The 12361-nt window shown below is 72.1% G+C and carries 10 protein-coding genes; 8 read left to right on the top strand and 2 right to left on the bottom strand.

Annotation, left to right across the window (positions count from 1 at the left end; translation table 11 throughout):
- The first annotated feature begins 187 nt into the window (after positions 1 to 187).
- The 5 genes from KIK06_RS22920 (at position 188) to KIK06_RS22900 (ending at position 4486) form a co-directional block, all read left to right on the top strand.
- Complete coding sequence (locus KIK06_RS22920) at positions 188 to 988, top strand: ABC transporter permease (RefSeq protein ID WP_017599075.1); 801 nt, start codon at positions 188 to 190, stop codon at positions 986 to 988.
- Positions 981 to 1808 (top strand): ABC transporter permease, encoded by an 828-nt coding sequence (locus KIK06_RS22915; RefSeq protein WP_268645035.1) that lies wholly within the window; start codon positions 981 to 983, stop codon positions 1806 to 1808. Before KIK06_RS22920 ends, KIK06_RS22915 begins: the two co-directional genes overlap by 8 nt.
- 3 nt (positions 1809 to 1811) lie before the next feature.
- Positions 1812 to 2789, top strand: coding sequence for an ABC transporter ATP-binding protein (locus KIK06_RS22910; protein WP_268645034.1), 978 nt, complete (start codon positions 1812 to 1814; stop codon positions 2787 to 2789).
- A gap of 56 nt (positions 2790 to 2845) precedes the next feature.
- On the top strand, positions 2846 to 3733 hold the full coding sequence (locus tag KIK06_RS22905; RefSeq protein WP_442789832.1) for a DMT family transporter: 888 nt from the start codon (positions 2846 to 2848) through the stop codon (positions 3731 to 3733).
- Between the two features lie 240 nt (positions 3734 to 3973).
- A complete protein-coding gene (locus KIK06_RS22900) occupies positions 3974 to 4486 on the top strand; it encodes a GNAT family N-acetyltransferase (RefSeq protein WP_268645032.1) in 513 nt (170 codons plus the stop codon).
- 73 nt (positions 4487 to 4559) lie between these two features.
- Here the strand turns inward: KIK06_RS22900 and KIK06_RS22895 are convergent, their stop codons facing one another.
- Positions 4560 to 6314, bottom strand: a complete 1755-nt coding sequence (locus tag KIK06_RS22895; protein ID WP_268645031.1) for an NAD+ synthase — start codon at positions 6312 to 6314, stop codon at positions 4560 to 4562.
- 587 nt (positions 6315 to 6901) lie between these two features.
- Between KIK06_RS22895 and KIK06_RS22890 the strand changes: the two genes are divergently transcribed.
- On the top strand, positions 6902 to 8365 hold the full coding sequence (locus tag KIK06_RS22890) for an alanine/glycine:cation symporter family protein (protein WP_268645030.1): 1464 nt from the start codon (positions 6902 to 6904) through the stop codon (positions 8363 to 8365).
- A 128-nt stretch (positions 8366 to 8493) separates the two neighbouring features.
- On the opposite strand, the gene KIK06_RS22885 is transcribed toward KIK06_RS22890, so the two are convergent.
- Complete coding sequence (locus KIK06_RS22885) at positions 8494 to 9528, bottom strand: Lrp/AsnC family transcriptional regulator (protein ID WP_268645029.1); 1035 nt, start codon at positions 9526 to 9528, stop codon at positions 8494 to 8496.
- Positions 9529 to 9631: 103 nt separating this feature from the next.
- Here KIK06_RS22885 and KIK06_RS22880 point away from each other — a divergent pair, with 103 nt between their 5' ends.
- Both KIK06_RS22880 and KIK06_RS22875 read left to right on the top strand, forming a co-directional pair.
- Positions 9632 to 10840 (top strand): M20 metallopeptidase family protein, encoded by a 1209-nt coding sequence (locus tag KIK06_RS22880; protein WP_017599065.1) that lies wholly within the window; start codon positions 9632 to 9634, stop codon positions 10838 to 10840.
- Positions 10841 to 10881: 41 nt separating this feature from the next.
- Entirely contained in the window at positions 10882 to 12351 is a 1470-nt protein-coding gene (locus tag KIK06_RS22875; RefSeq protein WP_268645028.1) for an MFS transporter, read from the top strand.
- Positions 12352 to 12361: the final 10 nt, after the last annotated feature.

Below are 12361 nucleotides of genomic sequence, written 5' to 3'. Positions count from 1 at the left end.
GCGAAACGGGATTCACGAAAACCCCTCGCCCCGCCGCTCGCGTCGTGTTACTGTCGCTCACTCGCGGCGACCCGGACCTGTGCGAGATCAGGGACGTGCCGAATCCGGACTCGCCCGTCGGCTCAGCCCCGGCCCCGAGACCGGACGAACCCCCAGCACGGTCTCGATCCGCCAGGGAGCCACACCCATGCGTGTCCACCACGCGGTGTTCGCCCGAGGGCTGCGCCGCTACTCCACCTATCGTGCCGCCACGCTCGCGCACGTGCTCACCAATTCCGTCTTCGGCGTCATCAACGCGATGGTGCTCCTCGCCCTGTTCGACGCGCGCCCCGAGATCAACGGTTACGACGCCCGCGACGCGGTCACGCAGGTGTTCGTCGCACAGGCGCTGCTCGGGGTGGCCGCCGTCATGGGTCCGCCCCTCGACCTGGAGGAACGGATCCGGGACGGGGCCGTGGCCACCGACCTCCTCCGCCCTGTGCCCCTCCAGTCCTGGTGGATGGCGGACGACCTCGGCCGGGCCGCCTTCCAGCTGGTCTTCCGCTCCGTTCCCACGTTCGCCGTCGGGGCACTGCTGTTCGACCTCAGGCTCCCGGACGATCCCGGGCGCTGGGTCGCCGTCCTCACGTCCTTCGTCCTGGCCGCCGTGGTGGCGTTCGGACTGCGCTACCTGTACGCGCTGGCGGGATTCTGGCTCACCGACACCCGGGGCGTGTGGGCGGTGGCGGGACTTCTGGGTCCGGTGGCCGCCGGGATGCTGTTGCCGCTCACCCTCTTCCCGCCCGCTCTGGCGGACGTGCTGCGGCTGCTGCCGTGGGCGTCGATGGTCCAGGTCCCGGCCGAGGTCCTGCTCGGCAAGGAGTCGCTGCCGGGCGGAACCGCGGCCGGCGGGCTGGCCCTCCAGGCCCTGTGGGCGGCGGTGCTGCTGGCGCTCGGCGCCCTGCTGACGTCCCGCGCGACGCGCAGGGTGGTGGTCCAGGGTGGTTGAACCGATCCGAACCCGCGTGCTGTGGCCGCCGCGGATCTACGTCCGGCTCGCGTGGACGTGGTGCCGTGCCCTGTCCCAGTACCCGGCCTCCCTGGTCCTGCTCACCGTCTTCGTCTCCCTGGGCGCGCTCTCCGAGATGGCCGCCGTCGTGATCGTGTTCGGCCACGCGGGCGAACTCGCCGGATTCGGCGTCGCCGAGGGGCTGCTCGTCTACGGGCTGTCCGCGACGGCCTTCGGGTGCGCCGACATGCTCATGGGGTCGGTGGAGCGGCTGGGCCAGCACATCCGGACCGGGGCCTTCGACACGATGCTGACCCGCCCGGTCCCACCGCTCGTCCTGCTGGCCACCGACCAGTTCACCCCGCGGCGCCTGGGCAGGATCATTCCCTCCGCCGCGGTGCTCGTCCTCGCCCTCGTCTGGTGCGACGTCGACTGGACGCCCGCGCGCGTCCTCATGCTGCCGGTGCTGCTGGTCTCCTCGGTCGTCATCTGCTGTGCCGTGTGGACCGCGAGTTCATGCGTCCAGTTCCTCGTCACCAACGCGCGTGCGGCGGCCAACTCACTCACCTATGGCGGACAGGCGTTGACCGAGTACCCGCTCGCCGTCTACGGCCGGGAGGTCGTGCGCTCCGCGACCTTCGTGTTCCCGCTGGCCTTCGTCAGCTGGCAGCCCGCCCTGTTCCTGCTCGGCCGCCCCGATCCGACCGGGCTGCCCGACGCGCTCCGACTCGCCCCTCCCCTCGTCGCACTCCTCCTGTGCGCCGTCGCCGCCCTCTGCTGGCGCTCCGGCCTGCGCCGCTACCGATCCACCGGGAGTTGACCCATGACCTCCAGCCACGACGACCAGCCCATCATCGAGACCGTCGGGCTGGGCCGGGACTTCACCCTCCACGAGGGCCCCCTCCTGCGCCGGAGGAGGCGCACGGTCAGCGCCGTGCGCGACGTGACCCTCACCGTCCGGACGGGTGAGATCGTCGGCTACCTCGGCCCCAACGGCGCGGGCAAGAGTTCGACGATGAAGATGCTGACCGGCATCCTCACCCCGACCGCGGGAAGGGTCCGGGTCACCGGCCTCGAACCGTCCCGCGAGCGCACCCGCCTGGCCGCCCGCATCGGCGTCGTGTTCGGCCAGCGCACCACCCTGTGGTGGGACCTCCCGCTCCGGGACAGCCTGGAACTGACCCGCCACATGTACCGGATCCCGGCCGCCGACCACGCGCGCCGCCTCGCCGAACTGACCGACCTGCTGGACCTGGGCCCGTTCCTGTCCACACCGGTCCGCCAGCTCAGCCTCGGTCAGCGCATGCGCGGGGACCTGACCGCCGCCCTCCTGCACGGCCCCCGGCTGCTGGTCCTGGACGAGCCGACCATCGGCCTGGACGTGGTGAGCAAGACGGCCATCCGCGAGTTCCTGCTCCGGCTCAACGCGGAGGAGGGGACGACGATCCTGCTCACCACGCACGACCTCGGGGACGTCGAACGACTGTGCCAGCGGGTCGTGGTGATCGACCGCGGCAGCCTGGCCTACGACGGCGACCTGGCCGGGCTGCGCGAGAGCGTGCCCACGCCCCGTGTCCTGGTGGTGGACCTGGCGGCCCCGGCCGCGCCGATCGAGGTCCCGGGCGGGACCTGCGTGCGCGTGGAGGGGCCCCGCCAGTGGCTGGAGCTGGCGGACAACCCGGCACAGGTGATCGCGGAGATCACCCGGCGGCACGACGTCGCCGACCTGACCCTGCGCGAGCCCGACATCGAGCACGTGGTGGCCGAGCTGTACCGGGGCGCGGTCCCCAGCGCGGACTAGGGCCGCCCCCGCCGAACCGCCCTCCCAGGGCGGACGGGAGGATGGCGGTCATGGTTATGTGGCTGGGGATCGGGTTCGCTGTCCTGTCGTGCGCGGCCTACACGGCGGCGGCGGTGGCGCAGCGCCGACTCGCCGTGCGCGTGACCGCGCCGCTCACCGGACGCCGACAGGTCGCTGACCTGCTGCGGCACCCCCTGTGGTGGGTGTCGCTGGTGTTCAACGGGGGACGCGCGGGGTTCCAGGTCGCGGCGGTCAGCTTCGCCCCGCTCACCGTGATCCAACCGCTCGGCGTACTGGTCCTCGTGTTCGGCATCCCGTGGTCGGCCCGGCTCGGCGGGCGGCGGGTGAGCCGCGCGGAGTGGCGCGGGGCGGCGTTCACCGTGGTGGCGCTCGGCGCCCTGCTCGCGGTGTCGGTGACCAGCGGCCAGGGCGGTGTCCTCGACCGGTCCGACTCCGTGCTGGTCGGGGCCGGAACGGCCGTGCTCCTGGTGGCCACCGCGTGGGTCGCGGGCCGGGTCCCCTCGACGGCGTGGCGCAGCTACCTGCTCTCCGGCGCCGCCGGGGTGGCCTTCGGCGTCTCCTCCGCCACCGTCAAGACGTCGGTGTCCGTCTTCGCCGCGACCGGCGCCGCCGGTCTGACGCACCCCGCCACGCTGGCCACTCCGGTGATCGCGGTCCTCGGCCTCTTCCTCGCCCAGGCCGCCTACCAGGGCATGGACCTCGGGGCGCCGCTGGGCATCACCACCCTGACCAACCCGGTCGCGGCCTCCGTGGTCGGGGTCGCGTTCATGGGAGAGTCCTACGCGGGCGGTTGGATCGGCGGAGCGGTCGCACTGGTGAGCGCGCTGCTGGCGGCGCACGGCATCCGTCTGCTGACCGTTCCCCAGGACGCCGCGCCGACCGGGGCCGCCACCGGACGGGACCCGGACATCCTGCCGCGCTGACCGGGAGGTTCGACGGGTGAGGCGTCAGCCCGCGCCCTGATGGCGTGGCGGGTGTTCGTGTTCGATCAGGAGTGAGGGACAAGGGAGGTGGGGTTGATGACCGTGCCCACGGCCACCGTGCGCGCTGCCCGGGTCTCCCCCGCGTCCCGTGCCGTGGCCTGACCTCCGCCCGCCCCGCTGGGCGCACGAGCTCGCGGGGTATGACCACGAACACCACTGCGGAACGGGTCCTTACTTCCCATGAGCGACACCTGGAACACGCGTGCCGAGACGCGCGTCGACGTCTCCGCCGTTCGCGAGGTCAACCGCGCCGCCTTCGGCACCGACGCCGAGGCCGACCTCGTCGACGCCCTGCGCGCCGACGTGTCCGCGTGGATCGACGGCCTGTCCCTCGTCGCCACCGACGGGGACGGCCGCGTCGTCGGGCACGCGCTGCTGACCCGCTGCCACATCGGCGACGCCCCGGCCCTGTGTCTGGCCCCGTGCGCCGTACTGCCCGATCTGCAGGGCGGCGGCGCCGGATCCGCGGTCGTCCGCGCCGCGCTCGCGGCGGCACGGGAGAGGGGAGCGCACCACGTCGTCGTCCTGGGGCACCCGACCTACTACCCCCGGTTCGGCTTCACCCGCGCCTCCGCCCACGGCATCCGTCTGAGTGTCGACGTTCCGGACGAGGCCCTCATGGCCCTCAGCCTGGACGCCGACCACCCGCTGCCCGCCGGAACCGTCCGTTACGCGGCGCCGTTCGGCATCTGATCCGCACCCGTGGTGCGGGGCGCCCCCGCGCCCCGCACCACGGCGCCGACGGTGTCCGCCGTCCCGGACCCGGTCAGGCCAGCCAGCGGTTGGTGATCGGCAGCCGCCGGTCCCGGCCCAGGTTGCGCCGGGTGATCTTGGGGCCGGGCGGGTACTGGCGACGCTTGTGCTCGGCTCGGTCGACCAGTCGGACGACGTGCCGTACCAGGTCGGGGGCGAAACCGGCGGCCGCCAGCGCCGCGACGCCCTGGTCGGTGCCGATGTAGGCGTCCAGCAGCCCGTCGAGCACCTCGTAGCTCGGGCGCTCGGGGGCCGGCTCGATGGCCGCCCACCCGCTGACCGGTCGTCGCTCCAGGGAGGACTCCGGGATGGGCGTCGGTGCGCCCTCCGCCCCGACGCTCTGGGCGTTGCGCCAGCGGGCGAGCTCCCAGACCAGTGTCTTCCAGCAGTCCTTGAGCGGCGCGTAGGCCCCCACGGCGTCGCCGTAGTGGGCGCACGCCCCGGTCGCCAGCTCGGTCTTGTTCCCGGTCGCCAGGACCAGGTGCCCCTCCTGGCGGGACAGGGCCGTGAGGAGGGCGCTCCGCGCCTGGTCGAGAAGCGCTCCCTTCGCTCCGTCGTCGGCGGCGAAGGCCGACTCCAGTGCGTCGAGCAGCCCGTCGGTCGGGTAGAGGCGCCGGATCAGGTCCTGCCGTTTGATCAGCTCCTCGGCCCGCTCCAGGGCCTCGGCGTCGGAGCCCCGCCCGGGGGAGACGACGGCGTGCACGTTCGCCGCCCCCACCGCGTCGGCGGCGATCGTGGCGGTCAGCGCGGAGTCGGCGCCGCCGGAGACGCCCACCAGGACCGAGGCGAAGCCGTTCTTGCGGACGTGGTCGCGAACTCCGGTGACGAGCGCCGTGTAGACCTCGCCGAGGTCGTTGAGCGGATCCTTGCGCGGGGTCAGGACCGGCGAACGCGACTCGTAGGGAGCGGCCGGCTGCTCCGAGACGGTGTACCGCACGACACGGAAACCGCCGGCCTCCGCCGGATCGTCGTCCGGGGACTCCGCCCGCGGCAGGGGAACGTCGGTGACCAGCAGCTCGTCCTCGAACTGCGCGGCCCGGGCGACCAGCTCCCCGTCGGCGTCGACGATGAGGGAGTCGCCCTCGAAGACCAGGTCGTCCTGGCCGCCGGTCATGTTGACGTAGCCGATGGCGGCACCGATCTCGCGCGCCCGCCGTTGGCAGAGTCCGAGCCGCACGTCGTCCTTGTCCCGCTCGTACGGGGAGCCGTTCAACGTGATCAGCATTCCGGCGCGGGCCTCGGCCGCGGCGGCGACGGGGCCGCCGTCCTGCCACAGGTCCTCGCAGATGGCGAAGGCGATGTCGACGCCGTGCAGCCGCAGCACGGGGAGCGTGTCCCCGGGGACGAAGTAGCGGAACTCGTCGAACACCCCGTAGTTGGGCAGGTGGTGTTTGGCCGACACGAGCTGAACCCGGCCCCGGTGCAGGACCGCGAGGGAGTTCTGCGGGGCGCCCGAGGGCTGGCCGAAGCGAACCCCGGCCCCCTCTTTGCGGTTCAGGAAGCCGACGACCGTCGGGAGATGGCCCAGCCCCTCCGCGGAGAGGCGTTCGGCGAGTCGGTGGGTGGCCTTGGTGGACGCGGAGACGAAACCGTCCCGCAGGGCGAGATCCTCGACCGAGTATCCCGTCACGACCATCTCGGGGAACACCACGAGATGGGCTCCAGCGTCGCTCGCCTGGCGAGCGTGAGCGACGACGCTGTCGCAATTTCGATCCAAATCACCCACAACGGGGTTGATCTGTGCCAGAGCTATACGAAGTTGTACCACGGTGTGAACCGTAGCGAATGAGTTAACACGGACGCAACATGTCACATTTATATAACAAGGACAATTCGCGCGTGTCCGACGCCACACTCCAGCCGTTCCCGAGTCTGATTCGGAGACTTTACCCGTGAGGTGCACCACAAGGACTCCTTCCAATCCGGCATGCGGAAGAGGCCAGGTAGGAGCAGCGCCCGAGCACCACCCGGACCCCCCGAGAACGGATCAACGCCCCGAAAAACCCCTTCTCTCCAGGGGTTCTCCAAAGGTTTCCCCCTGCTTCACCCACCCCCCGAACCGGGGGTTGCGACCCCTGCGGCGGCCCGTGTGAGGGCGCACTTTCCGAATCGTGTTCGGAAGTGACCTATCTTGCATAGCGGGCGTTTTTCCCTTTATCTGGTCGGGGCCCGCACCACCCATGGCGGCCCGGGTGCTCCAACCGGCGACGACCTCGGCCGCGTTGTCACCTTCCGTGTTCGAACGCCAACGGAACAAGCCCCACAAGCACGAACATCCGCCCTGCCCCCCGCGGACACGAACCGGTCGCGGAGCGAGACAACGCCGTCTCCGCCGACGACGAAGGGACCTCCCCTGTGGAAGCCATCAGTGCCGGCATCGGCACGTTCAACGACGTGTTCTGGGCCTATCTGCTCATCCCCGCCCTCCTCCTCCTGAGCCTGTACTTCACGGTGCGCTCCAAGGGCGTACAGTTCCGCCTGCTCCCGGAGATGTTCCGGGCGATGCGGGGTGACCCGGGCCGGGCCGCCGACGGCGGCAAACCGATCTCGGCCTTCCAGGCCTTCGCCGTCTCCGCCGCCGCCCGCATCGGCACGGGCAACATCGCCGGCGTGGCCACCGCGATCGCGCTCGGCGGCCCCGGCGCGGTCTTCTGGATGTGGGCCATGGCGCTGGTCGTCGGAGCGGCGAGCTTCGTGGAGTCCACCCTCGCCCAGCTCTACAAGGTCGGCGGGAAGGAGGGTTACCAGGGCGGTCCCGCGTACTACATGGAGCGCGGACTCGGCGCCCGGTGGATGGGCGTGCTCTTCGCCGTCATCATCACGGTGACCTTCAGCCTGGTCTTCAACAGCGTGCAGAGCAACACCATCTCGGCCGCCATCGGCAACTCGGTCACCGCGGCCACCGGCGCGGACGCCGCTCCGTGGCTGCCGTACGTGGTCGGCGTGGCGGTCGCGGCGGCCGCCGGTGTGATCATCTTCGGCGGCGCCCGACGGATCGCCGGGGCCGCGACGACTCTGGTGCCGTTCATGGCGACGCTCTACATCCTCATGGGCCTGGTCGTCGTCGTGATGAACATCGGCCAGATCCCCGCCGTGATCGCCGACATCGTCATGCACGCCTTCGGGCTCCGGGAGATCGCCGCGGGCGGCATCGGCACGGCGATCGTGCAGGGTATGCGGCGCGGCATGTTCTCCAACGAGGCGGGTCTGGGCTCGGCTCCCAACGCCGCCGCCAGCGCCGCGGTCAGCCACCCGGTCAAGCAGGGCCTGGTACAGACGCTGGGCGTCTACTTCGACACCCTCATCGTCTGCTCCACCACGGCCTTCATCATCCTGCTGTCCGACCCGACCTACACCGAGGAGGCCGGCCCGACGCTGACGCAGAACGCGCTGGAGGCCAACCTGGGTCCGTGGGCGCTGCACCTGCTCACGCTGATCATCCTGCTGGTGGCCTTCACCTCGGTGCTCGGCAACACCTTCTACGGTGTCTCGAACGTCGCCTACCTGACGCGAAACCCCTCGGTGATGATCGGATTCCGACTCCTGGTCGTGGTGGTGACCTTCCTCGGCGCGATCGGCTCCGGCGGCCTGGTCTGGAGCCTGGCCGACACGACCATGGGCCTCATGGCCCTGGTCAACCTCGCCGCGCTGGCGTTCCTCGCGCCGACCGCGTTCCGACTGCTCGACGACTTCGTCCGGCAGCGCCGCCAGGGCACGGACCCGGTCTTCGCCAAGGACAGCATGCCCGACATCACCGGGGTCGAGTGCTGGAACCAGGAGGACCTGGAGCACATCGGCATGACGGTCGGGAAGAACTGACCCGACGGGACTCCGGCGGTCAGTCCGGCCCCGGGTGACCCACCCTCACTCGGCCACCCACCCGGATGATCCGCGCGAAGGGGGCGGCGCTGTCACGGCGCCGCCCCCTCTTCCCTCCCCGTCCGGGCTCACGCGGTGAGCGGCCCGGTCGGGACGTCCCACGCGTCGATGGGGACGGCGCCCGTCCGATAGCCCCGGTGGTCGAGCAGCTGACCGCTGAGCTTCATCGTCCACAGGGCGACGGCGCGGTCGCCGACGACGATGGTGGGCGCGGTCCGCACGAGGTCGGCCTCGAAGCGCTGGGCGTCCTCCACCGACCGGCTCCACGCGATGACCAGCAGATTGTGCCGTCCGGTCACTCCCGCGCACAGGCGCACCTCGCGCATGCCGGTGACACTCCGCGCGGCCTCGGCGACCTGGTCGGGCGGCACCCGGGCCCAGACGATGACGGCGACCGGCCACTCCGAGAGCGGGCGGGCGACCTCGCAGCGGGCCTGCACCATCCGGGCGGCGAACAGGTGGCGCACCCTGCGGCGCACGGTGTCGGGCGTGCTGTCGCACAGTTCGGCGAGCGCCGTGTAGGAGGCCCGTCCGTCCTCGGTCAGCGCCACGATCAACCGCCGGTCGAGCGCGTCCGGCGACCGGGTGGGCCTCGGCTCCGGCGCCTCCTCGGCCAGACTCTCCACCTGTCGCGGCGTCAGCGCCCGGAACCGCCACCGGCTGCCCTCGGTGAACACCGTCCCGGCGAGATGGGTGCGGCTGGACCGCACGCCGCGCATCGTGTCCAGCGACCCCACGACCCATCGGGACAACGCGCCGACGTCCTCGGCCATGACGGTGAGCACCAGGTCCCGGTCACCGGTGACGTGCTCGACCGCCGAGACGTGCGGCAGCTCGGCGAAGCCCCGCGCCACCGCCATCAGGTCGCCGCTGGCGCAGTCGACCTCCACGAACGCCAGACACCCGGAGCCGGACAGTCCGGTGCCCGGACCGCAGGTCACCCACGCCGCGCCGTTCTCGTGGAGCCGCTGCCAGCGGCGCGCGACCGTCGCCGCGTCCAGTCCCAGGACCGCTCCGACCCGGGCCCAGCTCGCCCGGGGCGCGACCTGGAGGGCGTGGACGAGCGCCTGGTCCACGTCGTCCATCGCGCGTTTTTCCAGCATCTGAAGTCCCCTGATGCGGTTTTCCGGTGATTTAACACCGCTTCGTACCCCTTACCTCCAGTGTGACGGAAACGATCACACGATCCACAGGGGGGATTCCGTCATGTCGATGGCCGAGTCGATCACGCGACGGGCCGAGGAGCTGCGCGAGGAGCTGGTGGAACTGCGCCGCGCCCTGCACCGCGAGCCCGAACTCGGGCTGGACCTGCCGCGCACGCAGCGCAGGATCCTGGACGCCCTGGCGGGCCTCCCACTGGAGATCACCACCGGCACCGGCCTGAGCTCGGTCACCGCCGTGCTGCGGGGCGGCCGTCCCGGCGGCGCCGTCCTGCTGCGCGGCGACATGGACGCCCTCCCCGTCCGGGAGACGGCGGACGTCTCCTACGCCTCCACCGTCGACGGCCGGATGCACGGCTGCGGCCACGACCTGCACGTGGCCGGACTGGTCGGGGCCGCCAGGCTGCTGTGCCAGGTCCGCGAGGAACTGCACGGCGACGTCGTGTTCATGTTCCAGCCGGGCGAGGAGGGATACGGGGGCGCCCCGCTCATGATCGGGGAGGGCGTGCTCAAGGCGGCGGGCGTGCCCCTCGACGCCGCCTACGCCGTTCACGTGGCCTCGTCCCTGCTCCCGGCGGGTGTGGTCGCCACCAGACCGGGCGTGGCGATGAGCGGATCCGACGTGCTGAGGGTGACCGTGCGCGGTGCCGGAGGACACGGATCCGCCCCGCACACCGGCCGGGACCCGGTCCCGGCGGCGTGCGAGATGGTCACCGCGCTCCAGAACCACGTCACGCGGACCTACGACATCTTCGACCCGGTCGTCGTCACCGTCGGGCGGCTCGTCGCGGGCACCCAGAACAACGTGCTGCCGCACCAGGCCGAATTCGAGGCCACCGTGCGCTGCTACTCCGAGGCCAACCACGCCCGGCTCCAGGAGAACCTGCCCGCCCTGGTCCGGGGGATCGCCGCCGCCCACGGGCTGGAGGCCGACGTCGAGTACGAGGTCCAGTACCCGCCGACGGTCAACGACGACGCCGAGGCCGCGTTCGCGCTGGAGACCGTCCACGACCTGTTCGGCGAGGAGCGCGGGTTCGTGTCCCCGGTCCCGGCCTCCGGGTCGGAGGACTTCTCGTTCGTCCTGCGCGAGGTCCCCGGCGTGATGCTCATGCTCGGCGCCACCCCGCCGGACGCGGACCCGGCCACCGCCCCCGGCAACCACTCCCCCGACGCGCGCTACGACGACTCCGTCCTGCCCGCCCAGGCCGCCCTGCTCGCCGAGCTGGCCGCGCGCCGCCTCGCCCGGACCGCCTGAGTCCGATCCCCATCCCCCAACGACGCCGAAGGGTGCCGACCATGAGTGAGCACGAGACACGGACCGACCGGTCCCCGGACGCGGAGCCGGGAGCGGCCCCGGCCGCACCGCCAGCGATGGCCAGGGGCGTCGTCGCCGTGGTGGGTCTCCTGGTCTTCTTCGAGCTGACCAGCGGGATCCTCCAGGGCTCCATCGCTCCCCTCCTGCCCTCCCTCCAGGGGGAACTGGACGTCTCCAGCACCCACCTGCACTGGATCGTCGCCGTGCAGTACCTGACGGCCGCGGTGAGCGTCCCGGTGTTCGGACGGCTCGGCGACCTGTACGGGTACCGGCGCATGCTCCGGGTGTCCCTGCTGTGCGTCGCGACCGGCTCGGTCGTCGTGGCGCTCGCGCCCAACCTCGCGGTCCTGTTGGTCGGCCGGGCTCTGCTGGGGCCGCTCGCGGCACTGCTGCCCCTGGAGATCGGCCTGGTCCGCGACCGGCTGGACCCCGAACGAGCCCGACGCGCCATCGGACTGCTCGTGGGGTCGCTCACCCTCGGCGGAATGCTCGGCAGCCTCCTGGTCGGAGTCGTCCAGACCGTGGTCGGCGACGTGCGGATCACCCTGGGCCTGCTGGCCGCCGTCGCGGTGGGCTGCCTCGCGCTGTCCTATGTGGGGATTCCGGAGGCCCGCACCCGCGCCTCCGGCCGGATGGACTGGGTCGGCGGCGCCCTGGTCGGACTCGCGCTGGTCACACTGCTGGGCACGATCTCCCAGGCCGAGAGCTGGGGGTGGGGATCGCCGATGGTCTGGGGCGGCTTCGCCCTGGCGGCGGTGCTCGTCGTCTGGTGGGTCCGGGTGGAGCTGCGCGCCGACGACCCGCTGGTGGACGTCCGCGCGGTGGTCGCCCCCGTCGTCGCCCCGCAGTACGCGGCGGGGTTCACCCTCGGCCTGCTCCTGCTCGGCGGACAGAGCGTCCTCGTCGTGTACCTGGCCACCTCGCCCGAGGCCGCCGGGTACGGGTTCGGGCTGAGCGTCCTGAACATCGGCCTGTGCGTCACGCTGCCGAGCGTGACGGCGTTCGCGGGCGCGAGCACCGTCGCGCCCCTGGGCTCCCGCGTCGGCTACCGCCGCGCGGTCTTCCTCGCGTTCACCCTGATGGCCGCCGGTTCTGTCGGTTTCGTCCTGTTCTGGCACACGCTCCCGGCCTTCCTGGGCTCCCTCGCCGTGGCGGGGCTCGGGTTCGGTCTCGCGCTCGGCGCGCTGCCGACCCTGATCGTGGAGGCCAGCCCCGCCGACCGTTCGGGAAGCGCCACCGCGGTGTACAACAACGTCAAGACGCTGGGCGGCAGCGTCGGCGGCGCGGTCTTCGCCGCCGTGCTCGCCGGCTTCGTCATCGGCGGAACGGACACGCCCTCCCTGGGCGCGTACCAGGGGGTGTGGGTCCTCATGGCCGTCGTCGCGCTGGCGACGGCCGTCCTGGCGGGACGCACCCCGCGAACCCTGCGGACACCGGCCTCCCTCGTCTGACCCCGGGACG

This window comes from Nocardiopsis sp. EMB25 (genome assembly GCF_026797795.1).
Classification (GTDB): Bacteria; Actinomycetota; Actinomycetes; order Streptosporangiales; family Streptosporangiaceae; genus Nocardiopsis; species Nocardiopsis lucentensis.
Note: the sequence above shows the minus strand (reverse complement) of the source record. Positions and strands in the feature narration are given on the sequence as shown.

Coding starts and splice junctions, on each gene's coding strand:
- KIK06_RS22920 (WP_017599075.1), top strand. CDS start 188: ATGCGTGTCCACCACGCGGTGTTCGCCCGAGGGCTGCGCCGCTACTCC.
- KIK06_RS22910 (WP_268645034.1), top strand. CDS start 1,812: ATGACCTCCAGCCACGACGACCAGCCCATCATCGAGACCGTCGGGCTG.
- KIK06_RS22905 (WP_442789832.1), top strand. CDS start 2,846: ATGTGGCTGGGGATCGGGTTCGCTGTCCTGTCGTGCGCGGCCTACACG.
- KIK06_RS22900 (WP_268645032.1), top strand. CDS start 3,974: ATGAGCGACACCTGGAACACGCGTGCCGAGACGCGCGTCGACGTCTCC.
- KIK06_RS22885 (WP_268645029.1), bottom strand. CDS start 9,528: ATGCTGGAAAAACGCGCGATGGACGACGTGGACCAGGCGCTCGTCCAC.
- KIK06_RS22880 (WP_017599065.1), top strand. CDS start 9,632: ATGTCGATGGCCGAGTCGATCACGCGACGGGCCGAGGAGCTGCGCGAG.
- KIK06_RS22875 (WP_268645028.1), top strand. CDS start 10,882: ATGAGTGAGCACGAGACACGGACCGACCGGTCCCCGGACGCGGAGCCG.